Origin of the sequence: Streptomyces sp. PA03-6a (assembly GCF_033792765.1) — a bacterium.
In the GTDB taxonomy this organism is placed as follows: domain Bacteria; phylum Actinomycetota; class Actinomycetes; order Streptomycetales; family Streptomycetaceae; genus Actinacidiphila.
This window is the reverse complement of sequence record NZ_JARAVK010000011.1, coordinates 13,673-40,235: the sequence shown is the minus strand read 5'-3', so window position 1 is coordinate 40,235 and position 26,563 is coordinate 13,673. Positions and strand designations below refer to the sequence as shown.

25 protein-coding genes and 1 pseudogene are annotated in these 26,563 nt (G+C 71.2%); 18 read left to right on the top strand and 8 right to left on the bottom strand.

What is annotated here, in order from left to right; all coding sequences use genetic code 11:
- Positions 1 to 18 precede the first annotated feature (18 nt).
- Positions 19 to 366, top strand: coding sequence for a hypothetical protein (locus tag PV350_RS04640; RefSeq protein WP_500332917.1), 348 nt, complete (start codon positions 19 to 21; stop codon positions 364 to 366).
- Positions 367 to 373: 7 nt separating this feature from the next.
- On the opposite strand, the gene PV350_RS04635 is transcribed toward PV350_RS04640, so the two are convergent.
- On the bottom strand, positions 374 to 628 hold the full coding sequence (locus tag PV350_RS04635; RefSeq protein ID WP_500332916.1) for a hypothetical protein: 255 nt from the start codon (positions 626 to 628) through the stop codon (positions 374 to 376).
- A gap of 329 nt (positions 629 to 957) precedes the next feature.
- Between PV350_RS04635 and PV350_RS04630 the strand changes: the two genes are divergently transcribed.
- Together PV350_RS04630 and PV350_RS04625 are read left to right on the top strand one after the other, a co-directional pair.
- Positions 958 to 1,449 carry an NUDIX domain-containing protein gene (locus tag PV350_RS04630; RefSeq protein ID WP_500332915.1) on the top strand — a complete coding sequence of 164 codons (492 nt, stop codon included), beginning with the start codon at positions 958 to 960 and terminating at the stop codon, positions 1,447 to 1,449.
- Between the two features lie 206 nt (positions 1,450 to 1,655).
- Positions 1,656 to 2,462 carry a hypothetical protein gene (locus PV350_RS04625; RefSeq protein ID WP_500332914.1) on the top strand — a complete coding sequence of 269 codons (807 nt, stop codon included), beginning with the start codon at positions 1,656 to 1,658 and terminating at the stop codon, positions 2,460 to 2,462.
- Between the two features lie 78 nt (positions 2,463 to 2,540).
- On the opposite strand, the gene PV350_RS04620 is transcribed toward PV350_RS04625, so the two are convergent.
- Positions 2,541 to 2,726: a helix-turn-helix transcriptional regulator gene (locus PV350_RS04620; protein WP_500332984.1), complete on the bottom strand. Its 186-nt coding sequence runs from the start codon at positions 2,724 to 2,726 to the stop codon at positions 2,541 to 2,543.
- A 511-nt stretch (positions 2,727 to 3,237) separates the two neighbouring features.
- On the opposite strand from PV350_RS04620, the gene PV350_RS04615 reads away from it, so the two are divergent.
- On the top strand, positions 3,238 to 4,098 hold the full coding sequence (locus PV350_RS04615) for a S1 family serine peptidase (protein ID WP_500332913.1): 861 nt from the start codon (positions 3,238 to 3,240) through the stop codon (positions 4,096 to 4,098).
- A 77-nt stretch (positions 4,099 to 4,175) separates the two neighbouring features.
- On the opposite strand, the gene PV350_RS04610 is transcribed toward PV350_RS04615, so the two are convergent.
- On the bottom strand, positions 4,176 to 4,406 hold the full coding sequence (locus tag PV350_RS04610; protein WP_499514468.1) for a DUF7455 domain-containing protein: 231 nt from the start codon (positions 4,404 to 4,406) through the stop codon (positions 4,176 to 4,178).
- Between the two features lie 423 nt (positions 4,407 to 4,829).
- Between PV350_RS04610 and PV350_RS04605 the strand changes: the two genes are divergently transcribed.
- The 6 genes and pseudogenes from PV350_RS04605 (at position 4,830) to PV350_RS04580 (ending at position 12,569) form a co-directional block, all read left to right on the top strand.
- The gene (locus tag PV350_RS04605; protein WP_499514469.1) at positions 4,830 to 6,959 is read left to right on the top strand and encodes a DNA gyrase/topoisomerase IV subunit B; all 2,130 of its coding nucleotides are present in this window, start codon (positions 4,830 to 4,832) and stop codon (positions 6,957 to 6,959) included.
- A 189-nt stretch (positions 6,960 to 7,148) separates the two neighbouring features.
- The gene (locus PV350_RS04600) at positions 7,149 to 7,598 is read left to right on the top strand and encodes a DUF485 domain-containing protein (protein WP_500332912.1); all 450 of its coding nucleotides are present in this window, start codon (positions 7,149 to 7,151) and stop codon (positions 7,596 to 7,598) included.
- The gene (locus PV350_RS04595; protein ID WP_500332911.1) at positions 7,595 to 9,202 is read left to right on the top strand and encodes a monocarboxylic acid transporter; all 1,608 of its coding nucleotides are present in this window, start codon (positions 7,595 to 7,597) and stop codon (positions 9,200 to 9,202) included. Before PV350_RS04600 ends, PV350_RS04595 begins: the two co-directional genes overlap by 4 nt.
- A 540-nt stretch (positions 9,203 to 9,742) precedes the next feature.
- Positions 9,743 to 10,150 (top strand): annotated as a pseudogene (locus tag PV350_RS04590) (SDR family NAD(P)-dependent oxidoreductase); the annotation flags it as partial.
- A 14-nt stretch (positions 10,151 to 10,164) separates the two neighbouring features.
- Entirely contained in the window at positions 10,165 to 11,802 is a 1,638-nt protein-coding gene (locus PV350_RS04585) for a thiamine pyrophosphate-binding protein (protein ID WP_500332910.1), read from the top strand.
- A 17-nt stretch (positions 11,803 to 11,819) separates the two neighbouring features.
- Complete coding sequence (locus PV350_RS04580) at positions 11,820 to 12,569, top strand: IclR family transcriptional regulator (RefSeq protein WP_500332909.1); 750 nt, start codon at positions 11,820 to 11,822, stop codon at positions 12,567 to 12,569.
- Positions 12,570 to 12,575: 6 nt separating this feature from the next.
- Here the strand turns inward: PV350_RS04580 and PV350_RS04575 are convergent, their stop codons facing one another.
- A complete protein-coding gene (locus tag PV350_RS04575) occupies positions 12,576 to 13,268 on the bottom strand; it encodes a response regulator (RefSeq protein ID WP_499514474.1) in 693 nt (230 codons plus the stop codon).
- Positions 13,265 to 14,893, bottom strand: coding sequence for a sensor histidine kinase (locus PV350_RS04570; protein ID WP_499514475.1), 1,629 nt, complete (start codon positions 14,891 to 14,893; stop codon positions 13,265 to 13,267). Before PV350_RS04570 ends, PV350_RS04575 begins: the two co-directional genes overlap by 4 nt.
- 231 nt (positions 14,894 to 15,124) lie before the next feature.
- Between PV350_RS04570 and PV350_RS04565 the strand changes: the two genes are divergently transcribed.
- From PV350_RS04565 to PV350_RS04555, 3 genes are read left to right on the top strand one after another with little or no spacing between them, the layout of a single operon-like run.
- The gene (locus PV350_RS04565) at positions 15,125 to 15,940 is read left to right on the top strand and encodes an ABC transporter ATP-binding protein (protein WP_499514476.1); all 816 of its coding nucleotides are present in this window, start codon (positions 15,125 to 15,127) and stop codon (positions 15,938 to 15,940) included.
- Positions 15,930 to 16,808 carry an ABC transporter permease gene (locus PV350_RS04560; protein ID WP_499514477.1) on the top strand — a complete coding sequence of 293 codons (879 nt, stop codon included), beginning with the start codon at positions 15,930 to 15,932 and terminating at the stop codon, positions 16,806 to 16,808. Before PV350_RS04565 ends, PV350_RS04560 begins: the two co-directional genes overlap by 11 nt.
- Positions 16,809 to 16,856: 48 nt before the next feature.
- Positions 16,857 to 17,894, top strand: a complete 1,038-nt coding sequence (locus PV350_RS04555; protein WP_500332908.1) for an ABC transporter substrate-binding protein — start codon at positions 16,857 to 16,859, stop codon at positions 17,892 to 17,894.
- Here PV350_RS04555 and PV350_RS04550 read toward each other — a convergent pair.
- The 3 genes from PV350_RS04550 to PV350_RS04540 all read right to left on the bottom strand — a co-directional run bounded on the left by PV350_RS04550 (position 17,861) and on the right by PV350_RS04540 (position 19,899).
- Positions 17,861 to 18,766, bottom strand: coding sequence for a ferredoxin family protein (locus tag PV350_RS04550; RefSeq protein WP_499514479.1), 906 nt, complete (start codon positions 18,764 to 18,766; stop codon positions 17,861 to 17,863). The genes PV350_RS04555 and PV350_RS04550 overlap by 34 nt on opposite strands.
- Positions 18,767 to 18,912: 146 nt before the next feature.
- A complete protein-coding gene (locus tag PV350_RS04545) occupies positions 18,913 to 19,149 on the bottom strand; it encodes a hypothetical protein (protein WP_499514480.1) in 237 nt (78 codons plus the stop codon).
- 84 nt (positions 19,150 to 19,233) lie between these two features.
- Entirely contained in the window at positions 19,234 to 19,899 is a 666-nt protein-coding gene (locus tag PV350_RS04540; RefSeq protein WP_499514481.1) for a DUF6082 family protein, read from the bottom strand.
- Positions 19,900 to 20,237: 338 nt separating this feature from the next.
- On the opposite strand from PV350_RS04540, the gene PV350_RS04535 reads away from it, so the two are divergent.
- The 5 genes from PV350_RS04535 to PV350_RS04515 all read left to right on the top strand — a co-directional run bounded on the left by PV350_RS04535 (position 20,238) and on the right by PV350_RS04515 (position 26,563).
- Positions 20,238 to 21,245 carry a LacI family DNA-binding transcriptional regulator gene (locus PV350_RS04535; RefSeq protein WP_354796787.1) on the top strand — a complete coding sequence of 336 codons (1,008 nt, stop codon included), beginning with the start codon at positions 20,238 to 20,240 and terminating at the stop codon, positions 21,243 to 21,245.
- A gap of 248 nt (positions 21,246 to 21,493) precedes the next feature.
- Positions 21,494 to 22,906: an ABC transporter substrate-binding protein gene (locus PV350_RS04530; protein ID WP_499514482.1), complete on the top strand. Its 1,413-nt coding sequence runs from the start codon at positions 21,494 to 21,496 to the stop codon at positions 22,904 to 22,906.
- Between the two features lie 37 nt (positions 22,907 to 22,943).
- On the top strand, positions 22,944 to 23,918 hold the full coding sequence (locus PV350_RS04525) for a carbohydrate ABC transporter permease (RefSeq protein ID WP_499514483.1): 975 nt from the start codon (positions 22,944 to 22,946) through the stop codon (positions 23,916 to 23,918).
- A 15-nt stretch (positions 23,919 to 23,933) separates the two neighbouring features.
- Positions 23,934 to 24,815: a carbohydrate ABC transporter permease gene (locus PV350_RS04520; RefSeq protein WP_499514484.1), complete on the top strand. Its 882-nt coding sequence runs from the start codon at positions 23,934 to 23,936 to the stop codon at positions 24,813 to 24,815.
- Positions 24,816 to 24,913: 98 nt separating this feature from the next.
- On the top strand, positions 24,914 to 26,563 hold the full coding sequence (locus tag PV350_RS04515; protein WP_500332906.1) for a glycoside hydrolase family 13 protein: 1,650 nt from the start codon (positions 24,914 to 24,916) through the stop codon (positions 26,561 to 26,563).

Genomic DNA, 26,563 nt, shown 5'->3' with positions numbered 1-26,563 from the left:
GCAGGTCACCATCGGTGCATGGCCTCCACACCGACCCGGGTGCCGGTCGTGCTGTACGTCAGCACGACATCGGCCCAGTCATGCGAGCGCTTCCTCGAGGGAGCACGCCGATACGCAGAATGCCGAGACTGGGACGTCATTGCCGCGCTCTACGACCTGTACGGCCTCAACCGTGACGGTGCCCGACCTGCGTGGCAGCAGGCGCGGGACCTCATCGACAGCCGTCAGGCCGCAGGGATAGTGACCCGATACCAGACCATGGTCACCTCCCACGGCGACGCTCACACGCTCCAAGCCTGGCTCGCTGAACGCGGCGCATGGCTCGCCTGCACCTGGCAGGGCCAACTCCAGCTGGCGACAACATGAGCCCCGGCTACCACCAGGTCCCGGGGAGCCTCACGGGCTTGCCGTCCGGGCCGGGCTTGACCGCCAGGTGCAGCCGCACTGTGGCCGGATCGCCGTCCTCAAATGACAGCGCCTGCAGCGCCAGCTGCTCCTCGCGCAGGTGGAGCCAGGTCGCGGCGTCGATGAGGGCCCGCGTCAGGGTCGGCGCCTCGAACACTGCGGTGGGGGTGTCGGCAACGGTCACCGCGGGTTCGGCGGTGGCGGGGGACGGCAGCTCGGCCATCAGAACCTCCATGGGGGCTGAGGCCCCACCGTATCGGCCCAGTAGTAGAGGACAGGGAGATGGGTCATGAGCAGCGAGACGGCGCCGGTATCGGTGGCCGGCCCCGTGGTGTCCGCGCGCGTGACGGCTTTGGAGGGCCGGGCGCAGGTGGCCTACCGCCACTACCTGGACCACGCAGCGCTGTGCACCTCTTGCCGTACTGGCGGGGACCGGTGCCAGCCGGGCGGCACGTTGTGGACCGCGTACCGCGAGGCGAGGGACGGTGTCATCGCACGTACCTCCGTCGTTACGACACCGACACCGCCTCCGAGTAGCGAGGGACACTCCTCATGAAGAACCTGATCGCACGCGTTTGGCGCATCATCCGCGGCCCGCTGCAGTGGCGGATCCTCTGGCTCGGCCACAGCAAATTCATGGCCGGGATCACCGGCGTCGTGCGCGACGACCAAGGCCGCGTCCTGCTGCTGCGGCACCGCATGTGGCCCGAGGGCCGCCAGTGGGGCCTGCCGACCGGCTACGCCACCGCCGGCGAGGAGTTCACCGCGACCATCGTCCGCGAGGTCAAGGAAGAGACCGGCCTCGACGTGAAGCCGGGCGCCCTGGTCCGCCTCAAGAGCGGCTACAAGCTGCGCATCGAGGTCGCCTACGAAGCCGTCCTGATCGGCGGCACCCTCACCACCGACTCGTTCGAGATCCTGGAGGCACGATGGTTCACTCCGGACTCCCTGCCCAACGGCCTGCAGGAGACGCACCGGCTCCTGATCCTGGGCACGGACTCGCCAGCCGGACACGTCCGGTCGGCATCTCTCCCCGGCTGTTAGCACCCAACGAGCACCTCGCCGGCACCACCAGCCTGCCCGCCCTGCTGAGCCAGCTGGCGAACCTGCGGCGCGACGCCGGCACGCTGACGCAGCAGCACCCGGCCGTCCACTTCCGCCCGCTCCCGGTAGTCCTCCGCCACTGGACGACCGCCGGACTCAGCACGGCGCCCTTCCACGAAGGCCTGGCCATCCTACGGACCCGGTACATGAGCCTCGGGCTGTTCCGGATGCTGCCGATGGACCGTGTCCTCGTCGGCATCCGGGCAGACCGCGACGGGGCTTGGGGCGGGTTCCACTACCCCAACCAGGGCTACCGGCACCTGCAGATGCGCGCCGTCATCACCATGCAGGGGCCGCTCGATACCGGCCTGCCGGCCGACCCTGACCTGGCCTGCCTGGATCTGCTGCGCGCCTACGCCCACGACTGCCTGCACTACGGCTCGTACCGCAGCTACCGCCTCGACGGCGACGACCTGGTGCGCACCCAGTACGGCCTCAACTTCCGCAGATCCGACGGCCGGACGTACTCCGCCCCGGACCACTCCGGATCGCCCACCACCAGGAACCTGGGCATCGTGATGGAGGGGGCCTGCGACCGGGAGGCCCGGCTCATCACGCAGGCCGCGGCCCGGCTCTGCGGCGTCGTCCGGGATGCGGGGATGGCCCGCTACGCCTACCGGGACGTCACTGGCACCCTCGACGACCACGACCAAGCAGTGCTGGACGCCCCCGAAGCCCGGGCGGCCGCAGCTCCAGGGCCGGAGGCAGAGCAGTACCTCGCGGCCATGGGCGGATACGAGCGGGGTGTCAACGCCCGCTACCGCCGGTTCCTCGCCGAAGTTGGCGACGACGAGGCCGAGCTGCTTCACGACCTGGTCCTCGGGGCCATCATCTCGGGAGACCTCCGGCGGCTGTCCGGGTGGCTCGATGCACGCCGCGGTCCCAGGGCGTTCGTCGGTCTCTTCAGGGCAGCTGGCTACACCGGGGGACGCCAGAGTGCTGTCAGTCGCTGACACCGTGTCGCAGTCCCGTAGCTGACCTGTGAGTTTCCTGTTACACGCTCACGGGGACAGGACCCTTTGCCCCGTGCATCAATTGAATAGTGAAGCAACATCCACACCGAGGGCCCGCGCGATACGCCCCAGCAGGTCGATCGACGCGGCGTGGGTCCCCAGCTCGGTCCGGTAGACCGAGTGCCGGGCGACGTCAGCCCGGTGAGCCAGCTGCTCTTGTGACAGCCCACTCTCGGTCCGTAGCTCTCTGACCCTGTCGCCCACCCGGCGGCGCTGCGCGAGCAGCCACTCGGGTACGGGATCAGGAGACACCCCACGAACATCGTGGGACAGTGATCATTTTGTCAGCCACAAATATGCGGCAGTTCAGACCGCCGTCCCTCCCGGGCCTTGCTCAGGGGGGACGGTTCGGGCCCGGGTAGGCGCTTCTGGCGAGGGGCGTCGTTCCGTCCAGATGACGGGCTCGGGCTCTGAGCCGCCCCCGGTCCACTACGGTGGGTCCCGGGGGCGGTGCAATCCCGGGGGGTGAATCTCACCCCAAGGTATTGCAGAGCACAGGGGCCTCGGGTCTCCTGCAAAAACCCTGGTAAGCACAGAAGACAGCCAGTCATAGTCCGCGACTACCTGGACTGATCCGGCAGGACGCCCGGACGGGCCCGCGACCGCCACGGCGGCCGCGGGCCCGTCGGCCTTTCCGGACAGTTCTCCGGATGCGGCTCCCGTTCCCTCACGTCACTGTGGGTGTTCTGGGCATTCCGGAGGGTGAGGAGAATGCATGCGTTCCTCGATCAGCACGCTGATCGGCGGGCTCATAGCCGGGTCCGCGCTCGCGCTGTCGCTACCGGCTTCCGCCACCGCCGCGGCGGTGGAGTACGCCCCCGGCGCCCCGGGCGCCGACAACGGTGTCATAGGTGGCACGCCGGTCACCACGGAGCAGCACCCGTGGGCGGTGGTCCTGTCGAGCCGGTCCCGCTACGGGACAGGCCGTTCGGGGCAGTTCTGCGGCGGAGCGCTCGTCGGGCCGAACACCGTGGTCAGCGCGGCGCACTGCTTCAGTCCGACCGCACTGGGCGGGGACTGGGACCAGGTGCCCGACCTGCGCATCATCGCGGGGCGGACGGACCTCGCCGGTTCCGACGGCCGGGAGGTGGCGGTCCGCAACGTCTGGGTCAACCCCGCGTACGACCCCACGACCAACAGCGGCGACGTGGCGGTCGTCACGACCGCGGAGCCGTTCCCCGCGGGAAGCGCGATACGCATGGCGGCACCGGGGGACGTGAACTCCTACGAGGCGGGCGCGCCGGCACAGGTCTTCGGCTGGGGGGACACGGCGGGCCTGGGGACCTACTCGAACGTCCTGATGGCGGCGAACGTCTCGGTGCTCGCCGACTCGGTCTGTGAGCAGGCGTATCCGGGCAGTACGGAAGGCAAGTACCAGAAGAGCGACATGGTCTGCGCCGGCGACCTGGCCGGCGGGCACGACTCGTGCCAGGGGGACAGCGGCGGTCCGCTGGTGGCGGAGGGGCGGCTGATAGGGCTTGTGTCCTGGGGCGCGGGATGCGCCCAGGCGGGGCATCCCGGTGTGTACACCCGGGTCTCTGCGGTGGCGGGACTGGTCGGCCAGCACTCTTCGTGACGTGCGGCGGACAAGCCGACGGGCGGCCTCCCGCAAGGGGGGCCGCCCGTCGTGAGAGCTCGTCGCAGTGCTACGCGTCAGCGTTCGTCTTCGGCCGCGACGGCCGGGGTGGCGGTGAGCCGACCGGTCTCGTCCTGTATCTCCGTAGCGATCTTCTTCAATTCGGGCTCGAACTTACGCCCGTGGTGCGCGCAGAAGAGCAGCTCGCCGCCACTGATGAGTACGACGCGCAGGTAGGCCTGGGCGCCGCAACGGTCGCAGCGGTCCGCCGCCGTCAGCGGGCTCGCGGGGGTCAGAACTGTAGTCACGTCGCCTCTTCTCTAGCTCGACGAGCTGTCGTACCAGGGTCAACATCCAACCAGGCCCAAAGTGTTCCCGCTCAGGTCTTTTCCTTGGAAACTGTCGTTGTAGCGGCCGGATGCTACCGATTGGCGGCGAAAGATCCTCTGGCGTCTTATCTGTCGGCTTCGGGTCGTTCTGGCAGAACTGGTCAGATTGTTCGGTTGTGTCCCCCCGGCCCGGAAGCCGGTTGTTGAGGAGGACGTGCCCCGAGCCTAAATGGTTCATGCCCCCAGGGGAACGTGACATGTGTATCACTCAAACGAGGGATCGAACGTACCTTCGAAAAAGGGCTAGCATGATGCCCGTACCGGGTCGCGGCGAAACGGCCGTGCGTGACCTCGGTACCCTCTCACCGATACGGCTGAAGAACTTCATGAGGAGACGTTCGCGTGACCGCCGAAACATCCGTGCCGTCCACCGCGTTGCTGACCGGTGCAGATCGTGACGGCTCCAACTACACCGCGCGACACCTGCTCGTGCTCGAGGGCCTCGAAGCGGTCCGCAAGCGCCCGGGCATGTACATCGGTTCCACCGACAGCCGCGGCCTCATGCACTGCCTGTGGGAGATCATCGACAACTCGGTGGACGAGGCCCTGGGCGGCCACTGCGACCACATCGAGGTCGTCCTCCACGGCGACGCCTCCGTCGAGGTGCGGGACAACGGCCGCGGCATCCCCGTCGACGTCGAACCCAAGACCGGTCTGTCCGGCGTCGAGGTCGTCATGACCAAGCTGCACGCCGGCGGCAAGTTCGGCGGCGGCTCCTACGCGGCCTCCGGCGGTCTGCACGGTGTCGGCGCCTCCGTCGTCAACGCGCTCTCCGCGCGGCTGGACGTCGAGGTCGACCGCGGCGGTCACACGCACGCGATCAGCTTCCGCCGCGGCGTCCCCGGCAGCTTCGCCAAGGTCGGCCCCGAGGCGGCCTTCGAGCCGGGCAACGGGCTGGACAAGGTCAAGAAGGTGCCGCGGGCCCGCACCGGCACCCGCGTCCGCTACTGGGCGGACCGTCAGATCTTCCTCAAGGACGCCAAGCTCTCCCTGGACACGCTCCACCAGCGCGCCCGCCAGACCGCGTTCCTGGTCCCCGGGCTCACGATCGTCGTCCGCGACGAGCGCCCCGACAACGGCTCGGAGGACGGGAAGCCGGTCGAGGACACCTTCCACTTCGACGGCGGCATCAGCGAGTTCGCCGAGTACCTCACCCCGGACAAGCCGATCTGCGACGTGCTGCGGCTGACCGGCAGCGGCACCTTCAAGGAGACCGTCCCGGTCCTCGACGAGCTCGGCCACATGACCCCGACCGAGGTCACCCGCGAGCTCGGCGTCGACGTCGCGCTGCGCTGGGGCACCGGCTACGACAGCACGCTGCGCTCCTTCGTGAACATCATCGCCACCCCCAAGGGCGGCACCCATGTGCGCGGCTTCGAGGGCGCCGTCACCAGGACGTTCAACGAGGTCCTGCGCGCCACCAAGATGCTGCGCGTCGCCGAGGACGACATCGTCAAGGACGACGCCCTGGAGGGCATGACGGCGGTCGTCACGGTCCGGCTCGCCGAGCCGCAGTTCGAGGGCCAGACCAAGGAGGTGCTGGGCACCTCGGCGGCCAACCGCATCGTGGCCAACGTGGTGTCCCGCGAGCTCAAGGCGTTCCTCACCTCCACCAAGCGGGACGACAAGCAGCAGGCCCGCGCCGTCCTGGAGAAGGCCGTCGCCGCGGCCCGCACCCGGATCGCCGCCCGGCAGCACAAGGACGCGCAGCGCCGGAAGACCGCGCTGGAGTCCTCGTCGCTGCCGGCCAAGCTGGCCGACTGCCGCAGCGACGACGTGGACCGCAGCGAACTCTTCATCGTCGAGGGCGACTCGGCCCTGGGCACGGCCAAGCTCGCGCGCAACTCCGAGTTCCAGGCGCTGCTCCCGATCCGGGGCAAGATCCTCAACGTCCAGAAGTCCTCGGTCACGGACATGCTGAAGAACGCCGAGTGCGGCGCCATCATCCAGGTCATAGGAGCAGGCTCGGGCCGCACCTTCGACATCGACCAGGCCCGCTACGGCAAGATCATCATGATGACGGACGCCGACGTCGACGGCAGCCACATCCGCTGTCTGCTGCTGACGCTCTTCCAGCGCTACATGCGGCCCATGGTCGAGGCCGGCCGGGTTTTCGCCGCCGTGCCGCCCCTGCACCGGGTCGAGCTGACCAACCCCCGCAAGGGCCAGGACAAGTACGTCTACACGTACTCCGACCGGGAGCTGCGCGAGACGCTGCTGGAGTTCGAGCGCAAGGGCATCCGCTACAAGGACTCCATCCAGCGCTACAAGGGTCTCGGCGAGATGGACGCCGACCAGCTGGCCGAGACCACGATGGACCCGCGCCATCGCACCCTGCGCCGCATCAACATCAGCGACCTGGAGGGCGCGGAGCTCGCCTTCGACCTGCTGATGGGCAACGAGGTCGCGCCGCGCCGTGAGTTCATCGCCAACTCCGCAGCCACGCTCGACCGTTCGCGGATCGACGCCTGACGGACCGGTTCCCCGTGCCGGCGCCCTCCGCGGTCACCCACCCGTGGAGGGCGCCGGAGCCTCCCCACCCCCAGGAGTGGGGCACCATCACCCGATGAGGTGAAGGTTTCTGCTTGGAGGCTCCCGGATCTTCCCGCAATGTCCATGCTTGGGCGCACGGCCGATCGGCCCGTGAGGCGAGGAGAGTTCGTGAAAGAGCACGACCGGGCGGAAACCGGAGGGCTGTGGGTGGACGACCCCTGGTACGACGTCCTGGCCGCGGGGGAGTGGGAGGGCCCCGAGCCACCGCCGGTCTCCCTCCCGACGCAGGCCCGCCCGGCCGACGCGCACGCCCGGGTGTACCGCGAGGTGCAGGCCAGCGGCCCCTTCCAGGAGGTGCGTTCCCGGTACCGGCGGTTCGTCTTCCCGGCGGCCGCCGCCTTCCTCGCCTGGTACCTGCTCTACCTCGTCCTGGCGACGACCGCGCCGCGGCTGATGGCCCGGCCGCTGGTCGGCGAGTTCAACGTGGCCATGGTCCTGGGCCTCGCCCAGTTCGCCACGACCTTCATCCTGACCTGGGCCTACGCCCGGCACGCCCGGCTGCGCCGGGACCGGGCCGCCCTCGACCTGCGCTGGGACACCCAGGAGCGGATGCGGTGACCGGCAACCACCAGGGCCTGGCGCTGGTCCTCTTCACCGTCTTCGTCTCCGTCACCCTGGCGATCACCGCCTGGGCCGGCCGACGGCGCAGTTCGTCCGTGGAGTTCTTCGCCGGCGGCCGTCTCTTCTCCCCGCTGGAGAACGGATTCGCCATCGCCGGCGACTACATGTCCGCCGCCTCCTTCCTCGGCATCTCGGGGCTCATCGCGCTCTTCGGCTACGACGGCATGCTCTACTCCGTCGGCTTCCTCGTCGCCTGGCTGTTCGTGCTGCTGCTCGTCGCCGAACTGGTCCGCAACTGCGGCCGCTACACCCTCGCCGACGTCCTCACCGCCCGTATGCGCCAGCGCCCGGTCCGGATCGCCGCGGGCACCTCCGCGGTCACCGTCTCCGTGCTCTACCTGGTCGCGCAGATGGTCGGCGCCGGAAGCCTGGTCTCCCTCCTGCTCGGCGGTCAGGGATCGGCCGCCCGCACCTGGACCGTCATCGGCGTCGGCGCGCTCATGGTCTTCTACGTCGCTTTCGGCGGCATGCGCGCCACGACCTGGATCCAGATCGTCAAGACCGTGCTCCTCATGGGCGGCACGATCACCCTCACCGTCCTGGTCCTGGTGCGCTTCCACGGCGACCTCGGAGCGCTGCTGCGCTCGGCCGCCGACGGCAGCGGCCAGGGCCGGGAGTTCCTCGCCCCCGGCAGGCTGTACGGGCAGAGCTGGACCGACCGGCTGGACTTCATCAGCCTCGGCCTCGCCCTCGTCCTGGGCACCGCCGGGCTGCCGCACATCCTGTCGCGCTTCTACACCGTGCCCACGGCACGCTCGGCGCGGCGTTCGGTGGTCTGGGCGATCGGACTCATCGGCGGCTTCTACCTGATGACGATCGTGCTGGGCTTCGGCGCAGCGGCGCTGGTCGGCTCGAACACCGTGCGCGCGTCCAACGCCGCCGGGAACACGGCGGTGCCGCTGCTCGCCCTCGACCTGGGCGGGGGAGCGGGCTCCACCGGTGGAACGGTCCTCTTCGCGGTCGTCGGGGCGGTCGCCTTCGCCACGATCCTGGCCGTCGTCGCCGGCATCACGCTCGCCTCGTCCGCCTCGGTCGCCCACGACCTCCACGCGACGCTGCGCCGTCGAAGGACCGCACCGGGCGGCAGGCGCCGGGAGAACCAGGACGTGCGGGTGGCCCGGGTGGCCGCCGTCTGCATCGGCGGGGTGGCCATCGCGCTGAGCCTGTTCGCGCAGGGCCAGAACGTGGCCTTCCTGGTGGGGCTCGCGTTCGCGGTGGCCGCGTCCGCCAACCTGCCCGCGCTGCTGTACACGCTGTTCTGGCGGAGGTTCACCACCCGCGGCACGGTGTGGGCGATCTACGGGGGCCTTCTCCCGGCGGTCGCGCTGGTGGTGCTGTCCCCGGTGGTGTCGGGCAGCCCGCAGTCGCTCTTCCCCGGCGTGGACTTCCAGTACTTCCCGCTGGAGAATCCGGGCCTGGTGTCCATCCCGCTGGGCTTCGCGGCGGGCTGGCTGGGCACGGTCCTGTCCCGCGAGCGCGCCGACGAGGACAAGTTCGCCGAGGTCGAGGTCCGTTCGCTCACCGGGGCCGGAGCGGTCTGACACCCGTTCCGCCTGGCGGAACGCATCGATTGCCGCAGGCCCGCGGCGCCTCCACGCTGTGCGGCATGCCATCGAGCCGTGTGCGTTGGCTGCTGCGCGACGAGACGGGCGTGGCAGCGGTACTGGTCCTGCTGGTGCTCGTCGTGGGCATCGCCGAGCCCGACTTCCTGACGTGGTCCAACCTGACCGGGACCGCCCACAACGCCTGCTACGTGGGGCTGATGGCGGCCGGCATGGTCTTCGCCCTCGCCATGCGCGAGGTCGACCTGTCGGTCGGCGGGGTCTACGCGCTCGGCGTGACCGCCGGCGCGGTCTGCATCCGCGACGGCTGGTCCCCGTGGGCGCCGGCCGCTGCTGCGCCGGCGTCGTCGACGTCACCGACGCGGCTGCGGTGGCCGTCCCGGTCGCCGAGGGCCTCGCCCGCTTCGGCCGCCTCGACGTCGTCTTCAGCAACGCCGGGATCACCGGTGAGTCGCGGCCGTCGAGGACTACCCGGAGGAGGTCTTCCGGCGGGTCGTCGAGGTCCACGTCGTCGGAGCCTTCCTCCTGCTCAAGCACACCCTCCCGCACCTCGGGCCCGGTGCCTCCGTGATCATCAACTCCAGCGTCGCCGGACGCACCGCCGACCCCGGCATCAGCGGCTACGCGGCGGCCAAGCACGCCCAGGTCGGGCTGATGCGCGTCGCGGCACGCGAGTGCGCCGCCCGCGGCATCCGCGTCAACACCATCCACCCGGGCCCCACCGACACCCCGTTCATGCGGCGCATCGAGACCGCCGCCACCGGGCAGCCTTCCGAGCACGCGGCCAGGGCGTTCGACGCGATGGTCCCCCTCGGCCGGCACGCGGCACCCGAGGAGATCGCCCGCACCGTGCTCCACCTCGCGGGCGACGACGCGAGCTTCACCACCGGAGCCACCGTCGCGGTCGACGGCGGCATGAGCGTATGAGAGGCGTCCCCGCCATGACGACCGCCCTGCGGGCCCTGCTGGAGATCCTCGCCGACGAGGGGGTGGACCGGGTCTTCGGCAACCCGGGCACCACCGAACTCCCCTTCCTCGAGGCGCTGTCCGGGCCCCGCCCCTCGCCCGAGTACGTCCTCGGCGTCCACGAGGGCTCGGTCGTGGCCATGGCCGACGGCTACGCCCGGGCCACCCGCCGTCCCGCGTTCGCCAGCCTGCACATCGCCGCCGGCACCGCCAACGGCCTGATCGGGATGCTCAACGCCCGGCGCTCCCGCACCCCGCTGGTCGTCATGGCGGGCCAGCAGGACCGGCGCCACCTGCTCCAGGAGCCCATGCTCGCCGGGGACCTGGTCGCCCTCGCCGCCGGAGCGGCCAAACGGGCCGAGGAGGTGCATCGCCCCGAGGACCTGCCGCTCGTGCTGCGCCGCGCCTTCGCGCTGGCCCGGCAGCCGCCGCAGGGCCCGGTGTTCGTCTCCGTGCCGATGGACGTCCTCGAGGACGCCGCACCCGTGGAGATTCCCGCACGCTCCCCCCTCGCGCCGCCCGGGCCGGCCGGCGGGCTCGACCGGGCGGCGGCCCTGCTGGCCGCCGCCGGACGGCCCGCGGTCGTCGCCGGTGACGGGGTCGGCCGGGACGGGGCGGTCGCGGCGCTGGTACGGGTCGCCGAGGCGCTCGGCGCGGTCACCTACCACCAGCCGATGAACGACCACCTGGACTTCCCCGGCTCCCACCCGCTGTACGCCGGACCGCTGCCGCCCGTCAACGCCCGCATCCACGAGCGGTTGAAGGGCCACGACGCGCTGCTCATCGCCGGCTGCCGGGCCTTCACCCCCCACCACTACAGTCCCGGCCCGCCCGTCCCCGAGCACCTGACGGTCGTGCAGATCGACGCCGACCCCGCCGAACCGGGCCGCAACTTCCCCGTCGCCCTCGGCCTCACCGGGCCACTGGACTCCTCGCTGGCCGCGCTCGCCGGCCATCTGGCCCGCCTGGTTCCCGAGGACACCGCCCGCGAGCGGATACGGGAGGCGGGCGCCCGCCACGCCGAGGCACGGGACCGGCTCGGCCTGCGGGCCCGGTCGGCGCGGCACCGTGCCCCGGTCGACCCGCTCGCCGCCGCGCACGCCCTGGCCACCGCGCTGCCGGAGGAGGCGGCGCTCGTCGAGGAGTCGATCACCGTCGGGGTGCACCTGCGCGGTGTGCTGCGTCGGGACCGGCCGGGCGGCTTCGTCCACACGGTCGGCGGGGGCCTCGGCTGGGGCATCGGCGCGGCCGTCGGCCACCGACTCGGCGCGCCCGGACGCCCGGTGGTGGCCGTGCTGGGGGACGGCTGCGCGATGTTCGGGCTGCAGGGGCTGTGGAGCGCGGCGCACCACCGGGTGCCGGTCCTGTTCGTGGTGATGGCCAACGGCGAGTACCGCACCCTGAAGGACACCCTCGACACCCGTGGCGGCCGCCCCTCCGCCCCGCACCCCGGTCTCGACCTGGGCGAGCTCGACTGGCGGCTGGCCGCCCGCTTCTTCGGCATCCCCGCGATCCGTGCGGACGGCACGGAGGAACTGGCGCGGACGGTCGCGGCGGTGGGCGGGCTCGACGGCCCGCTCCTGGTCGAGGTGCCCTTGCGGGGGCACGCATGAGCGCCGAGGATGCGACCGTGACGGAGAGCCGGTCGATGCTGGCCCGCGGGGCCGCGCTGCTCGGTGCCTTCGCCGCGGGCGAGGACGGGATCCCGCTCGGCGAACTCGCCGCCCGCACCGGCCTGCCCAAGTCGACCGTGCACCGGCTGCTCGCCGAACTGACCGCCGTCGGCCTGGTGGAGCGCGGGACGGACGGCTACCGGCTCGGCCTCGCCCTCTTCGAACTGGGCCAGCGGGTGCCGCACCGGCGGCTGCGCGAGGCGGCGCTGCCGTTCATGGAGGAGCTGTACGAGGCCACCCACGAGAACGTGCACCTCGCCGTCGTCGACGGCGCCGACACCGTCTTCCTGGAGAAGCTCACCGGCCGCCGCTCGATGCAGATCATCTCGCGGGTCGGCGGCCGCCTCCCCGCCTACTGCACCGCCACCGGCAAGGCGCTGCTCGCCTACGGGGCCCCGCCCGGCCTGGCGGTGGTGCTCGGCGGCGGGCTGCGCCGTCGCACCCCGCGGACCATCGTCGTGCCGCGGCTGCTCCAGCAGGACCTCGTCCGCACCCGGGTCCGCGGCTACGCCGTGAACTGGGAGGAGGCCGAGGTCGGCGTCTCCGCCGTCGCCGCCCCCGTCTACGGGCCGCGGCTGGGCCCGAGCGCCTTCCCCGTCGCCGCCGTCTCCGTCACCGGCGCCACGCGGGGGCTGCGGCCGGACCGCGTCGCGCCCGTGGTGTGCGCGGCGGCGCGGGCGCTGAGCCATGAACTCGCCCGCCGGTGAACCGGGTCAGCCGGTCCGCGCCCACGCGTACCGGTGCTCGGGGCGGCCGGTGTCACCGTACTTGAGGGTGAGGCTGATCCGGCCCTCGCGCTCCAGGAACTTCAGGTAGCGCTGCGCGGTGGAGCGGCTGATGCCCGCGCGTGCGGCGACCTCGTGGGCGGAGAGCGGCTGCGCGGCCTCGGTGAGGACCTTGCGCACCAGGTCGGCGGTGGGTGCCGAGTGCCCCTTGGGCAGGTCCGCCGGCGCCGCACCGGCCGTGCGCAGCGCGCCGAAGATGCGGTCCACCTGCTCCTGGCCGGCCTCACCGCGCCCGCCGACGCCGTCGAGCGTGCGGCGCAGTGCCGCGTAGGCGTCCAGCTTGGCCCGCAGTCCGGCGAAGCTGAACGGCTTGACCAGGTACTGCAGCGCGCCGAAGCGCATCGCCGCCTGCACCGTCGCCACGTCACGGGCGGCCGTCACCATGATCACGTCCGCGCTGTGGCCGAGCTGGCGCATGCGCCGCACCAGGGTGAGGCCGGTCTCGTCCGGCAGGTAGTGGTCGAGCAGGACGAGGTCGACGTGCATGCGCTCCAGCGTCGCCAGCGCTTGGGCCGCGGTGTGGGCGCGGGCGGTCACCCGGAACCCGGGGAGCCTGGCGACGTACGCCGCGTTGATCTCGGCGACGCGGAAGTCGTCGTCCACGACCATGACGTCGATCATCGTGCTCCCCCCGCGGACGCCCCGGAGGCCGCGGACGCGGCCGAGGTGAGTTCCACGCCGGCCAGCGCCTCCGGCAGGACGACGGTGAAGACCGCGCCGCCGCCCGCGCGGGCGGTCACCCGGGCCATGCCGCCGTACCGTTCGGCGAGCCGCCGCACGAGCGCGAGGCCGAGCCCGCGGCCGCGGTGGGCCGGTGACCGCTTCGTCGTCCAGCCCTCGGCGAAGATCTGCTCACGGGCCTCGGGCGGTACGCCGGGACCGTCGTCGGACACCCGCAGCACGACCGTCGTGCCCTCGGCGCGCAGCTCCACCTCGACGCGCGAACCCGCCGCGTCCAGGGCGTTGTCGATGAGGTTGCCGAGCACGGTGACCAGGTCCCGCGGGTCCACGACCCGGTCCGGGAGCAGGGTCACGGGGGAGACCGACAGGGCCACCCCCCGCTCCGCGGCGATCGCCGACTTGCCGACCAGCAGCGCGGACACCAGCGGGTCCCTGACCCGTTCCGCGACCTGTTCCGCGGAAGCCCGCTGCGCGTCGGCGACCTCGCCGACGAAGTCCACCGCCTCGTCGTACAGACCGAGTTCGAGCAGCCCGAGCAACGTGTGCAAGCGGTTGGCGTGCTCGTGGTCCTGGGCGCGCAGCGCGTCCAGCAGACCGTGCGTGCTGTCCAGCTCCCGCCCCAGCCGCTCCAGTTCGGTGCGGTCCCGCAGGGTGGCCACCGCCCCGCCGTCCCCGGTCGGCATCCGGTTGGCGACCAGCACCCGCGCCCCGCTGACGGTGAGCAGGTCGGTGCCCGCGACCCGGCCGGTCAGCACCTCGGTCGTCCGCCCGGCGGGCAGCACCTCGTCCAGGGCGCGGCCGGCGGCGTCCGGACCGAGGCCGAGCAGCCGTTGCGCCTCGTCGTTGAGCAGCCGCACCCGCCCCTGGGCGTCCAGGGCGATGACGCCCTCACGGATGCCGTGCAGCATCGCCTCGCGCTCGTCGAGCAGCGCGGAGATGTCGGCGAAGGCGAGCCCGTGCGTCCTGCGCTGCAGCCGCCGCGACACCAGCAGAGCCGCGAGGACGCCGACCGCGAGCGCCGCTCCCGCGTACAGCAGCAGCACCGGCACGGTGGCCAGCAGCCGCTCCCGCACGCTGTCGTACGCGATGCCCACCGACACGGCGCCCACGATCCTCCCGCCGGCCCCGTGCAGCGGCACCTTGGCGCGCGCGGAACGCCCGAGGGTGCCCCGGTCGATCTGCATGATCTCGCGCCCCGACAGGGCAACGCTGGGGTCGGTGGAGACGTGCCGGCCGATCTGGGCGACGTCCGTGTGCGACCAGCGCACACCGCGGGTGTCCATGACGACGATGTACAGGGCGCCGGTGGCACGGCGGATCCGCTCGGCCTCCTCCTGCACCGGCCCGGTGACGCTCGGGCGCGTGGTGACCAGGTCGTGGGCGAGACCCGGGGTCGCGGCGGTGGTCTGGGCGATCGACAGCGCCTGCCGCATCGCCTGCTGGTCCAGCTGGGAGCTGAGGGGGGCGAGGAACAGCCCGGTGGCCAGGGTGATGACGCCGGTGGTGAGGACCACCTGGACGAGCAGCACCTGGGCGAAGACGCGGCGGGGCCAGCGGATGCGCATCGACGTCACCCCTGTCCTTCCCGGTGTTCCGCGCCCTTGCGGAATTCGCCCGTCCGTTCGCCTGGCTGTGAACGCAACGTAAACGCGGCCAAGGCCCGCTGCCCAGCCCCCGTGGCCCTTTCGTTGTCGTAGCGCGAGCAAAACGAGCAGAACAGGGGGTTGTGGGCACAAGGCGCAGTTGTGACCGCAAGGGTGCCGCCGTGACCCGGGCCACGCCTACCGTCCCGGCGCATGAGCACACAGACCGGCCCCGCCATCGAACTGCGGGGAGCGAGCAAAGCGTTCCGGACCCCGTCCGGGGCCCTCCACACCGCCGTCCGCGACCTGGACCTGACCATCGGCCGCGGGGAGTTCGTGGCCGTCGTGGGCCCGACCGGCTGCGGCAAGTCCACGACCCTGACCCTGGTCAGCGGGCTGGAGGAACCCACCGAGGGCGAGGTGCTGGTCGCCGGCGAGCCGGTGCGCGGCATCGGCGACAAGGTCGGCTACGTCTTCCAGCAGGACGCCGTCTTCCCCTGGCGGACCGTGCTGTCCAATGTCATGGCCGGCCCCCGCTTCCGCGGCGTGCCCAAGGCCGAGGCCAGGGAGCGGGCCCGTGAGTGGCTCGCCCGCGTCGGCCTGTCCGCCTTCGAGGACCGCTACCCGCACCAGCTGTCGGGCGGCCAGCGCAAGCGCGTCGCGCTCGCCGCCACGTTCGTCAACGACCCCGAGATCCTGCTCATGGACGAGCCCTTCTCCGCGCTCGACGTGCAGACCCGCGCGCTGATGTCCGACGAGCTGCTGGAGCTGTGGTCCGGCACGGGCGCCTCGGTCGTCTTCGTCACCCACGACCTGGAGGAGTCCATCGCGCTCGCCGACAAGGTCGTCGTCATGACCGCCGGGCCGGCCACGGTCAAGGAGGTCTTCGAGATCGACCTGCCGCGCCCGCGCCAGGTCGAGTCCGTGCGGCTGGAGCCGCGGTTCATCGAGATCTACCGGGAGATCTGGGCCTCGCTCGGCGAAGAGGTCCGCATCACCCGCGAGAGGGGTGCGGCCGATGTCGCCTGAGACCGTGGCGGCCCCCTCGGCCGCCGCCACCTCGGACCCCGCGGGCACCGACCGCGCGCGCTCGCGCGCCCGTGCCGCCCGCAACCGCAGTTACCTCGTCCACGGCAGCCGCGTGCTGCTCCTGGTCGCCGTCCTCGGGCTGTGGGAGTGGCTGGCCAGGGCCGGGGCCGTCGACCCCTTCCACTTCTCGATGCCCTCCAGGATCTGGGAGCAGATCCGCACCTGGGCCGTGGACGGCACCGCGCAGGGAACCCTGTGGGAGCAGATCTGGTACACGCTCTACGAGGCCCTGCTGGGCTGGGTCATCGGCGTCGTCGCGGGCGTGGTGCTCGGCATCGCCCTCGGGCGGATCCGTTTCCTCGCCGACGTGCTCGGCCCGTACATCAAGGTGCTCAACGCGCTGCCGCGGATCGTGCTCGCGCCGATCTTCCTGATCTGGTTCGGACTCGGCCCGGCATCCAAGGTGGCCTCCGCCGTCGTCCTGGTCTTCTTCCCGGTCTTCTTCAACGCCTTCCAGGGCGCCCGCGAGGTCGACCGCAACCTGGTGGCCAACTCCCGCATCCTGGGCGCCCGCGACCGTCAGGTCACCTTCCAGGTCGTCATCCCCTCGGCCACCTCGTGGATCTTCACCAGCCTCCACGTGAGCTTCGGCTTCGCCCTCATCGGCGCCATCGTCGGCGAGTACATCGGCGCCACCAAGGGCCTGGGCCTGCTGGTCGCCGCCTCGCAGGGCACCTTCAACTCGGCGGGCGTCTACGCCGCGATGGCGATCCTTGCGGTCGTCGCGCTGCTCGCCGAGGGCCTGCTGACCTTCCTGGAGAAGCGGCTCTTCCGCTGGAAGCCGGGCGAGTCCGGCTCCGCCCGCTGACCCCGCAACCGCCTCCCGCCCACCCCCCTTCACAAGGACGTGAACCAGATGCGCGCAACCCTCAGGGCCGCGGCCGCCGTCGCCGCCTCCGCCGTCGCCCTCACCACGCTCACCGCGTGCGGCGGCGACTCCGCCTCCGCCTCCGGCGGCAAGGGCGACAAGGTCAAGATCATGGTCGGTGGCCTGGACAAGGTCATCTACCTGCCCGCGATGCTCACCGAGCGGCTCGGCTACTTCAAGGCCGAGGGCCTGGACGTCGAACTGCTCACCGAGCCGGCCGGCGTCCAGGCCGAGACCGCGCTCGTCTCCGGCGACGTGCAGGGCACCGTCGGCTTCTACGACCACACGCTCGACCTGCAGGTGAAGGGCAAGCAGGTGGAGTCCGTGGTGCAGTTCTCGCAGGCGCCCGGCGAGGTGGAGATCGTCTCCAACGCGGCGGCCGGCGACCTCACGGGCCCTGAGGACTTCAAGGGCAGGAAGCTGGGCGTGACCGGCATCGGCTCGTCCACGGACTTCCTCACCAAGTACCTGGCCGTCAGCAACGGCGTGAAGACCAGCGAGTTCACCCCGGTCGCGGTCGGTGCCGGGCAGACCTTCATCTCCGCGATGGAGCAGGGCTCGATCCAGGGCGGCATGACCACGGACCCGACCGTGGCCACGATCCTGGACAAGGGGCTCGGCAAGGTGCTCATCGACATGCGCACGCCGGAGGGCTCGCGGCAGGCGCTCGGCGGGCTCTACCCGTCCTCCAGCCTCTACATGCAGACGGAATGGGTGGACAGCCACAAGGAGACGGTGCAGAAGCTCGCCAACGCCTTCGTGAAGACGCTCCGCTGGATGTCCACGCACAGCGCCGCGGAGATCGCCGCGAAGATGCCCGCCGACTACGCGCAGGGCGGCGGGCAGGAGCTCTACGTCAAGGCGATCGAGAGCACGCTGCCGATGTTCACCAAGGACGGCGTGATGCCCGAGGGCGGACCCGAGACGGTGGAGCGGGTCCTCAAGGCCTTCAACCCCAACCTGCAGAACGCCGAGGTGGACCTGGGCAAGACCTACACCACGGAGTTCGTCAAGAGCGCCGGCTGAATGCCGCTGATCTCCATCCGCAGCGGCGCACCCAGGGCCGCCCCGCAGCTCTCGGGCCGGGGCGGCTCCGCCGCGACCGGCGTCACCGCGACGTCCCAGGCCCGCCCGTCGCGGTGCCGCACGCGGGTGCCGTGCTCACCGTCCACGGTCAGCGCCTCGGCGTCCAGCTCGCCGGTCAGCCGCCGCACGGCCAGCTCGGCGGCCTGGCCCGGACGCTCCCACGCGGAACGTCCGCGGCAGCCCTCCAGCACTATGTCGCCCTCGCGGGCGGCCGCCAGCACCTGCCGGGCCAGCGCGGCGTCGACCCGGCCGTAGGCGTAGCCGTACGGCAGCACCAGCATCGTCGGCGAGAACCGGTGCCCGCCCAGGTGGGTCACCTCCCACACCTCACCGAGCCCCGAGGCGGCCAGCTCCGCGGCGAGCGGCCGGCCGTTGAGGGCGCAGCAGCGGTCGCGTTTGCCGTTGGTGCAGACGAGGGCGAGCGGGTCGCCCTCGTACGGCATCCCGAAGCCGCGGTGGTCGCCGCGGCCCAGCGCCCCGAAGTCCAGGCCCAGCAGCGCGGCCGGGTCCTCCACGACCGCGTCCCGCACCCAGGAGCCACCCGGCACGGTGTGCGCCACGTACGCCGTGCGCCGCCGCACGTCATGCCGGTCCGCGTGCCGCCCGGGCCGCCGGATCAGCCCGACCCGTACCCCGGTCCCGGCCGCGGCCCGCTCCAGCGCCCTGCCCACCCGCGGATCCAGATGGCTCCCGGTCAGCGCCTTGGGACCCCACGGCCCCGGCTGCTCCAGCAGCAGCCAGGTCCGCGCGGTGGCCGCCGTCGCGGCGACGGGCTCCGCCAGCGAGCTGGACGCGGAGGTGCAGGTGCTCATGAAGGTAAGCCTAACCTTCCGCACCACCCCCGGCTCTCCCGCCCCTCCCGTTCCGAGCGGTTCGCGCTGCGGGTGCCTTGCCGTGACATGACGGGGCCTCCCCGCTATCGAGCTGCGGGGAGGCCGACGAGGGGTATATTTGCAGGTCAGGCGTCCGGGATCTCGCTCTTCGCGCGTACGAGGGTCTCACGTGAGATCACGACGATGCGTTCGTAGTCCGCGCGTCCGGCATCGGCCGGCAATTTTCCGTCAAGTGCGGCCGTCGCATCGGTGCCGATGACGGCGAAGTCACCGTTCGCCAGTTCGAAGATGTCCGGACACGTGGTGCCGTTCATGCTTCCGCGTTCGCGTGGGGACGCACCGATGCGTCGCAGGATATCCATGGTACGAGAGATTGCCAGTGAGTGGCGTGCGACGGAGCATTATTCGTGCCGTTGGAGTGACGCCTGGAGCGGCGTGCGACTGCGTCAGATGCTCCCGCGGCTCTCGAACTCCTGGATCGCCCCGTCGATGATCGCGCCGAAGAGACGTTCTTCGCCGGTCGGGTCCAGGACAGCGCGATGTGCCGCGGTGAAGGCCCAGTACTCCCGGAATTTGCGGCTCTGGACGAGTACCCGCAACTGTCCCCGTATCTCGGACAGCGGAAACGTACCCAGCCTGTACGCCAGGAAGTAGTGGGAGAAGACCAGGTTCGCGTACAGCATCTCGCGGCCCTGCTCGGCGGACACCTCGTCGAATCCCGCCCAGACGATCATGAGTTCCGGGTTGTCGATGGCTAGCTTCAACAACTCCACGTGCAGGGTGCGTAAGTCCGCTTCGGCGCTGCGGTACAACTGGGCGTGCGTACGCGAGAGTTCGCGGCGCTGCAGGGACAACTCCCGCCGCTGGTGCCGGGCCTTCCGCTGCTGCACGCCGAACGTTACGAGCACCGCCGCCAGCGCCAGCCCCGAGAAGGCGGCGTTGGCGGCCATGAAGGTGGACGCGGCGGAGTCCTGGCCGGGGCTTGAGGGGGAGGCGAGGGCCACCATGAGCTTGCCCAGGGCCACGGCGACGGCGGCCGTGAGCACCAGGACGGCGGTGACCCCGATGACCAGCAGGGCGGCGATTCCGCCCACCTCTCTGGAACGCGCCATGTGACCCCCCGATCGGCGCACGCCCGCCCGTCATGGCGGCGGCAGCCCGAAGAAGCGAAGCTCCGGGCAGGTACGAGCGGCTCTGATCGACTGCCTCGGAGAGGTGAGAAGCACGCAGGGACGTACGGGTCCGGCACCCGCCGTCGAATGAGTGTTACCCGCAGGGAACGGTCGTGAAGCGCGCTATTCAGGACAGGTGGGCGCTGTATTGGCCCAGGTTGAGGGTGAGGCGACGCTTCGGTCCCTCCTGCCACGGCGGCACCCCCGGGTGCCGGGCGTCCCAACGGTCTTGCGCATGAGCGCAAACCACTTGCATGCCATGTCGTATGCTTGCGCTCATGACGCGACGGCTTGCCGAAGTAGCGAAGAAGGTCGGGGTCAGTGAGGCCACCGTCAGCCGTGTGCTGAACGGGAAGCCGGGGGTGTCGGAGGGCACCCGGCAGGCGGTGCTCACGGCGCTGGACGTGCTGGGGTACGAGCGGCCGACGCAGTTGCGGGGGAACCGGGCCCGGCTGGTCGGGCTGGTGCTGCCGGAGCTGCAGAACCCGATCTTCCCGGCCTTCGCCGACATCGTGGGGGCGGCCCTCGCCCAGCAGGGTCTGACGCCGGTGCTGTGCACGCAGACCGCGGGCGGGGTGTCGGAGGCGGACTACGTCTCGCTCCTGCTGCAGCAGCACGTCTCCGGCGTGGTCTTCGCCGGCGGTCTGTACGCGCAGGCGGACGCGCCGCACGACCACTACCGCCTGCTGGCCGAGCGGAACCTGCCGGTGGTGCTGATCAACGCCGCGATAGAGGACCTCGGTTTCCCACGGGTGTCGTGCGACGACGCGGTCGCCGTGGAGCAGGCCTGGCGGCACCTGTCCTCGCTGGGCCACGAGCGGATCGGCCTGCTGCTCGGGCCCACCGACCACATGCCGTCGCGGCGCAAGCTGACCGCGGCGCGGGCCGCGGCCGCCGCGGGCGGCGGGTCGCTGCCCGACGAGCACGTCGGGCGGGCGATGTTCACGCTGGAGGGCGGCCAGGCCGCGGCCGCCAAGCTCTGGGAGCGCGGGGTCACCGGGATCATCTGCGCCAACGACCCGATGGCGCTCGGCGCGGTGCGGGCGGCGCGCCGGCTGGGGCTGTCCGTGCCCGGCGACGTCTCCGTGGTCGGTTACGACGACTCGGCGTTCATGACCTGCACCGACCCGCCGCTGACCACGGTGCGGCAGCCTATCGAGGCGATGGGCCGCACCGCCGTCGAGCTGCTCGCGCTGAAGATCGCGGGCAAGCAGGTGGCTTCCGACGAGCTGCTGTACGAGCCCGAGCTGGTCGTCCGCGGGACGACGGGGCCTGTTCGCGGCTGAGCGGCCGCGCGCCCCGCGGACCGGGCGGTTCCGACGACGTCGGAACCGCCCGGTCCGCGTTTGCGGCCTCGGGGTTCCCGCTCCGTTCCCGGTGTTCGCTTCCTTCGTTGCCGAGCTGCGCAAGGCCGTCAATCTTTTGCGAAATCTGCGCGAGATCTTGCGGACACCTGTTTGTGGTGCTTGAGTGTGCGACGCCCCCGCTGCGTGTGGTCGGGGGCTTCCACGCTCATGCCCGAAGGGGACCACCGATGAGAAGCTCCTGGTTCCGCCCCGCTCGCCGTGCCTCCGCGGCCACGCTCGTCTCCGTGATGGCCCTGGCCGTCCTCACCGCCTGCGGCACCAGCAGCAGTGCGGACAACGACAACGACGCGGCCGGCGGTTCGTCCGACCCCACCGCCCCGCTGGACCCGAAGGCCAAGGTCACGCTGACCATCGACTGCATGCCGCCGGCCGCGAAGAAGGCGGAGCTCAAGGAGTGGAAGGAGGACGTCGCCGCCTTCAACAAGAAGTACCCGAACGTGACGATCGACGGTAAGTCGACGCCCGGCCAGTGCGAGGAGCCGGCCCGCTTCACGGCCGCGCTGAAGGCCAAGTCCCAGCCGGACGTGTTCTACACGTACTTCACCGACCTGCAGCAGGTGCTCGACAACGACGGCGCCGCGGACATCTCCGCGTACGTCACCGACAAGACCGTCCCGGCCCTGAACGACATCGACCCCAACGTGCTGAACGTCCTGAAGAAGGACGGCAAGCTCTACGGCCTGCCCACCAGCAACTACACCATGGGTCTGCTGATCAACCGCAAGCTCTTCACGCAGGCCGGCCTCGACCCCAACAAGCCGCCGACCACCTGGGAGGACGTGCGCACCGCGGCCAAGGCGATCGCCGGCCTCGGCAAGGGCATCGCCGGCTACGGCGACTACAGCGCCCAGAACACCGGGGGCTGGCACTTCACGGCCACGATGTACGGCCTGGGCGGCGACGTCGTCTCCGCGGACGGCACCAAGGCGGGGTTCAACACCGACCTCGGCAAGCAGGTCGTGCAGAACCTGCACGACATGCGCTGGACCGACAACAGCATGGGCCAGACGCAGCTGCTCAAGTGGGGCGACCTGCAGAAGCAGATGGCCACCGACAAGCTCGGCATGTTCCTGGCCGCGCCGGACGACATCACGTACATGGTCCAGCAGCTCGGCGCCGACTACGCCAACTTCGGCATGGGCCCGATCCCCGGCGGCAAGGCCACCCTCTTCGGCGGCAACGACTACATGATCAAGAAGGGCAGCTCGCCCGACAAGATCAAGGCCGCCATCGCCTGGCTGAACTTCAAGACGCTCAGCGTCGGCAAGGGCCAGTTCGAGTACGCGCGTTCCAAGGCGGACGGCCTGCCCGTCGGTCTGCCCCAGCCGGCCTTCTTCATCGGCGCCAGCAAGACCAAGGACGACCAGCTGAAGACCGAGAGCGCCACGATGCCGGTGGAGAACTTCCGCGCCTTCATGGACAACCCGATCCCCGGCAAGGCCGAGCCGGCGAAGGCCCAGGAGATCTACAAGGTCCTGGACAACGTGATGTCCGGTGTCCTCACCAACAAGAACGCGGACCCCGCCAAGCTGCTGTCCACCGCGGAGACCCAGGTCAACCAGGTCCTCGCCAACCAGTAGCCCAGGCCCCCTCGGCACCCGGCACCCAGGAGCGACGATGTCGGCCCCCAGCGCCCCCACCCTGCCCACCAGCACTCCCGCGAAGAGCCGGTCGCGCCGTACGGTGCGCCGCCCCGCCCCGGACGGCCGCCGTCCGGGGCGGGCCGGCCGCGCCCTGCGCCGCAACCTCACCGCGCACGGCTTCCTGATCGGCGCCGTGCTCTGCTTCGGGTTCTTCTCCTGGTACCCGATGGTCAGGGAGGTCCTGCTGGCCTTCCAGAAGACCGAGGACGGGGCCACCACCTGGGCCGGCTGGTCGAACCTGAACTACGTCTTCCACGACCCCGCGTTCTGGCAGGCCTGGCGCAACACCCTGCTCTTCACCGCCCTGGCGCTGCTGCTCGGCTTCGCGGTGCCGTTCGTCATCGCCCTGCTGCTCAACGAACTGCGGCACGCGCGGGGCTATCTGAGACTGCTGGTGTACCTGCCGGTGATGCTGCCTCCGGTGGCCTCGGTGCTGCTCTTCAAGAACTTCTACAACCCCGAGTACGGCCTGTTCAACCGCATCTTCGAGGTGCTGCACCTGCCCCAGCAGCAGTGGCTGCAGTCCACCAGCACCTCGATGCTGTCGGTGGTCATCGCCTCCACGTGGATGAACATGGGCGGCGCGACCCTGATCTACCTGGCCGCGCTCCAGGGCATCCCCGGCGAGCTCTACGAGGCCGCCGAACTCGACGGCGCCGGGCTCCTGCGCAAGATCTGGCACGTGACGATCCCGCAGACCCGGCTGATCCTGTCGCTGATGCTGCTCATGCAGATCATCGCCACGATGCAGGTGTTCACCGAGCCCTTCCTGCTGACCGGCGGTTCCGGGCCGGAGGGCTCCACCACCACCGTCGTCTACCTGATCTACCAGTACGCCTTCAGCTTCAACAACTACGGCAGCGCCGCGGCGCTCGGCCTGGTCCTGCTCGTACTGCTGGCGGTCTTCTCCGCCGGGTACGTGCGGCTCAGCCGCGCCACGGACGAGTAGGGCGGGGAACCACCGATGAGCAGCAGCACCCGAACGCTGATATCGCCGACGCAGCTGGCGAGCCGCCGCGGCAAGATCGTCTACCGGACCGTCCTCGCCCTGGTACTGGTCGCCTTCACGCTGGTCTTCCTCGGCCCGCTGTACTGGATGGCCTCCAACGGCCTGAAGTCCACGGAGGAGTTCGCACAGATCCCGCCCACCGCCTTCCCGCACGCCCTGCACCCCGAGAACTACAAGAGCGCCTGGGACGTGATGGACCTGTCCCACCTGCTGCTGAACACCCTCTGGTACGCGTTCGGGGCACTCGCCTTCCAGCTCGTGTTCGACGTGGCGGCCGCCTACTCGCTGTCCAAGCTCCGTCCGGTGCTGGGCAACGTGATCCTCGGGATGATGCTCGCCACGCTGATGATCCCGGCCACCGTCCTGGTCGTACCGCAGTACCTGACGGTGCTGGACGTGCCGGTCTTCCAGCGCAACCTGCTCAACTCGCCCTGGGTGATCTGGCTGCCGTCGGTCACCAACGCCTTCAACATCTTCCTGCTGAAGCGGTTCTTCGACTCGGTGCCGCAGGAACTGCTGGACGCCTCCTCCATCGACGGAGCCTCCCCGCTGCGCACCCTGTGGTCGGTCGTCCTGCCGATCTCCCGCCCGATCCTCGGAGTGGTCTCCATCTTCGCGATCGTCGGGGTCTGGAAGGACTTCCTCTGGCCGATGCTCACCCTGCCCGACCCGACGAAGCAGACGCTCAACGTCGGCATCTACTCGCTCGCCAGCGGGGTGCCGGAGAACTGGCTGGTCGCGGCCATCGCGATGGCCTCGGTGCCCACCCTGCTGATCTTCCTGATCTTCCAGCGCAACATCATGAGCGGCCTCACCGCCGGCGGCCTCAAGGGCTGAGACCCGGCCCCGACGGCCTCCGGCCGCACCCGTCCAGCACCACGCCGCCCGCCACGGGGCTGGCGGCGCGGTCCCAGCTGCCCGAAAGGACCAGTCACGTGGCAGACACCCACCCGGCCGAGGCCACCGACGCGTGGTGGCGCGGCGCCGCCATCTACCAGGTGTACGCACGCAGCTTCGCCGACGGAGACGGGGACGGCACCGGCGACCTCGCCGGGGTGCGGTCCAGACTGCCGTACCTGGCCGCGCTGGGTGTGGACGCGCTCTGGTTCAACCCCTGGTACCCCTCGCCGATGGCCGACGGCGGCTACGACGTCGCCGACTACCGGGCCATCGACCCGGCCTTCGGGACCCTGGCCGACGCCGAGAAACTGATCGCCGAAGCACGCGCCCTGGGCATCCGCACCATCATCGACATCGTCCCCAACCACATCTCCGACCAGCACGTCTGGTTCCAGGCGGCCCTGGAGGCCGGGCCCGGCAGCGCCGAGCGCAAGCTGTTCCACTTCCGCACCGGCCGCGGCGAGGACGGCGAGCTGCCGCCCAACGGCTGGCGTTCGCAGTTCGGCGGCTCCGCCTGGACCCGGCTCCCGGACGGCGACTGGTACCTGCACCTGTTCGCCCCGGAGCAGCCCGACCTCAACTGGGCCCACCCCGCGGTGCGACGGGAGCACGAGGACGTCCTGCGCTTCTGGTTCGAGCGCGGCGTGGCCGGGGTGCGCATCGACTCGGCGGCCATGGTCGCCAAGGACCCTGACCTGCCCGACTTCGTGGAGGGCACCGACCCGCACCCCTACATCGACCGCGACGAACTGCACGACATCTACCGTTCCTGGCGCAGCGTCGCCGACCCCTACGACGGCGTGCTGATCGGCGAGGTGTGGCTGCCGGACACCGAGCGCTTCGCGCGCTACCTGCGTCCCGACGAGCTGCACACCGCCTTCAACTTCGACTTCCTCGCCTGCCCGTGGGACGCCGGCCGGCTGCGCGCCTCCGTCGACGCGACGCTCGCCGCGCACGCGCCGGTCGGTGCCCCCGCGACCTGGGTGCTGGCCAACCACGACGTGACGCGTACGGTCACCCGGTACGGCCGCGCCGACACGGGCTTCGACTTCAAGACCAAGGCCCACGGCATCCCCACGGACCTGGAGCTCGGGACCCGTCGCGCCCGCGCCGCCGCCCTGCTGACCCTGGCCCTGCCCGGCTCGGTCTACCTCTACCAGGGCGAGGAACTCGGGCTGCCCGAGGTCGAGGACATCCCGGCCGAACTGCTGCAGGACCCGATGTACTTCCGCTCCGGCGGCACCGACCCGGGCCGTGACGGCTGCCGGGTCCCGCTGCCCTGGTCGGGGGACGCGCCGCCGTACGGTTTCGGGGGCGAGCACCCCTGGCTGCCGCAGCCGGCGGACTGGGCGCGCTACACCGCCGAGGCGCAGGAGAGCGACCCCGGTTCCCTGCTGAGCCTGTACCGGACGGCCCTGGAGCTCCGCCGCGCGGAACCCGGCCTCGGCGAGGGCCCGATGGACTGGCTCGACGGTCCCGGCGACGTGCTCGCCTTCCGCCGCGCGGGCGCCTTCGCCTGCGTGCTCAACCTGTCCGCGGACCTCGCCGCGCTCCCTGCGCACCGGCAAGTCCTGCTGGCCAGCGGACCGCTCGCCGAGGACGGCCGGCTGCCCCGGGACACCTGCGTGTGGCTGCGCCTGGACGACCCGGCAGGACCCGGCGGGGCGCAGGCGTACGCGTCCTGA

What these genes read in the sequence shown, in the direction of transcription:
- PV350_RS04625 (WP_500332914.1), top strand. Translation starts at nt 1,656, where the DNA reads ATGAGCCTCGGGCTGTTCCGGATGCTGCCGATGGACCGTGTCCTCGTC.
- PV350_RS04555 (WP_500332908.1), top strand. Translation starts at nt 16,857, where the DNA reads ATGCGCGCAACCCTCAGGGCCGCGGCCGCCGTCGCCGCCTCCGCCGTC.
- PV350_RS04530 (WP_499514482.1), top strand. Translation starts at nt 21,494, where the DNA reads ATGAGAAGCTCCTGGTTCCGCCCCGCTCGCCGTGCCTCCGCGGCCACG.
- PV350_RS04535 (WP_354796787.1), top strand. Translation starts at nt 20,238, where the DNA reads ATGACGCGACGGCTTGCCGAAGTAGCGAAGAAGGTCGGGGTCAGTGAG.
- PV350_RS04560 (WP_499514477.1), top strand. Translation starts at nt 15,930, where the DNA reads ATGTCGCCTGAGACCGTGGCGGCCCCCTCGGCCGCCGCCACCTCGGAC.
- PV350_RS04640 (WP_500332917.1), top strand. Translation starts at nt 19, where the DNA reads ATGGCCTCCACACCGACCCGGGTGCCGGTCGTGCTGTACGTCAGCACG.
- PV350_RS04570 (WP_499514475.1), bottom strand. Translation starts at nt 14,893, where the DNA reads ATGCGCATCCGCTGGCCCCGCCGCGTCTTCGCCCAGGTGCTGCTCGTC.
- PV350_RS04635 (WP_500332916.1), bottom strand. Translation starts at nt 628, where the DNA reads ATGGCCGAGCTGCCGTCCCCCGCCACCGCCGAACCCGCGGTGACCGTT.
- PV350_RS04520 (WP_499514484.1), top strand. Translation starts at nt 23,934, where the DNA reads ATGAGCAGCAGCACCCGAACGCTGATATCGCCGACGCAGCTGGCGAGC.
- PV350_RS04525 (WP_499514483.1), top strand. Translation starts at nt 22,944, where the DNA reads ATGTCGGCCCCCAGCGCCCCCACCCTGCCCACCAGCACTCCCGCGAAG.
- PV350_RS04565 (WP_499514476.1), top strand. Translation starts at nt 15,125, where the DNA reads ATGAGCACACAGACCGGCCCCGCCATCGAACTGCGGGGAGCGAGCAAA.
- PV350_RS04630 (WP_500332915.1), top strand. Translation starts at nt 958, where the DNA reads ATGAAGAACCTGATCGCACGCGTTTGGCGCATCATCCGCGGCCCGCTG.
- PV350_RS04585 (WP_500332910.1), top strand. Translation starts at nt 10,165, where the DNA reads ATGACGACCGCCCTGCGGGCCCTGCTGGAGATCCTCGCCGACGAGGGG.
- PV350_RS04540 (WP_499514481.1), bottom strand. Translation starts at nt 19,899, where the DNA reads ATGGCGCGTTCCAGAGAGGTGGGCGGAATCGCCGCCCTGCTGGTCATC.
- PV350_RS04615 (WP_500332913.1), top strand. Translation starts at nt 3,238, where the DNA reads ATGCGTTCCTCGATCAGCACGCTGATCGGCGGGCTCATAGCCGGGTCC.
- PV350_RS04550 (WP_499514479.1), bottom strand. Translation starts at nt 18,766, where the DNA reads ATGAGCACCTGCACCTCCGCGTCCAGCTCGCTGGCGGAGCCCGTCGCC.
- PV350_RS04575 (WP_499514474.1), bottom strand. Translation starts at nt 13,268, where the DNA reads ATGATCGACGTCATGGTCGTGGACGACGACTTCCGCGTCGCCGAGATC.
- PV350_RS04545 (WP_499514480.1), bottom strand. Translation starts at nt 19,149, where the DNA reads ATGGATATCCTGCGACGCATCGGTGCGTCCCCACGCGAACGCGGAAGC.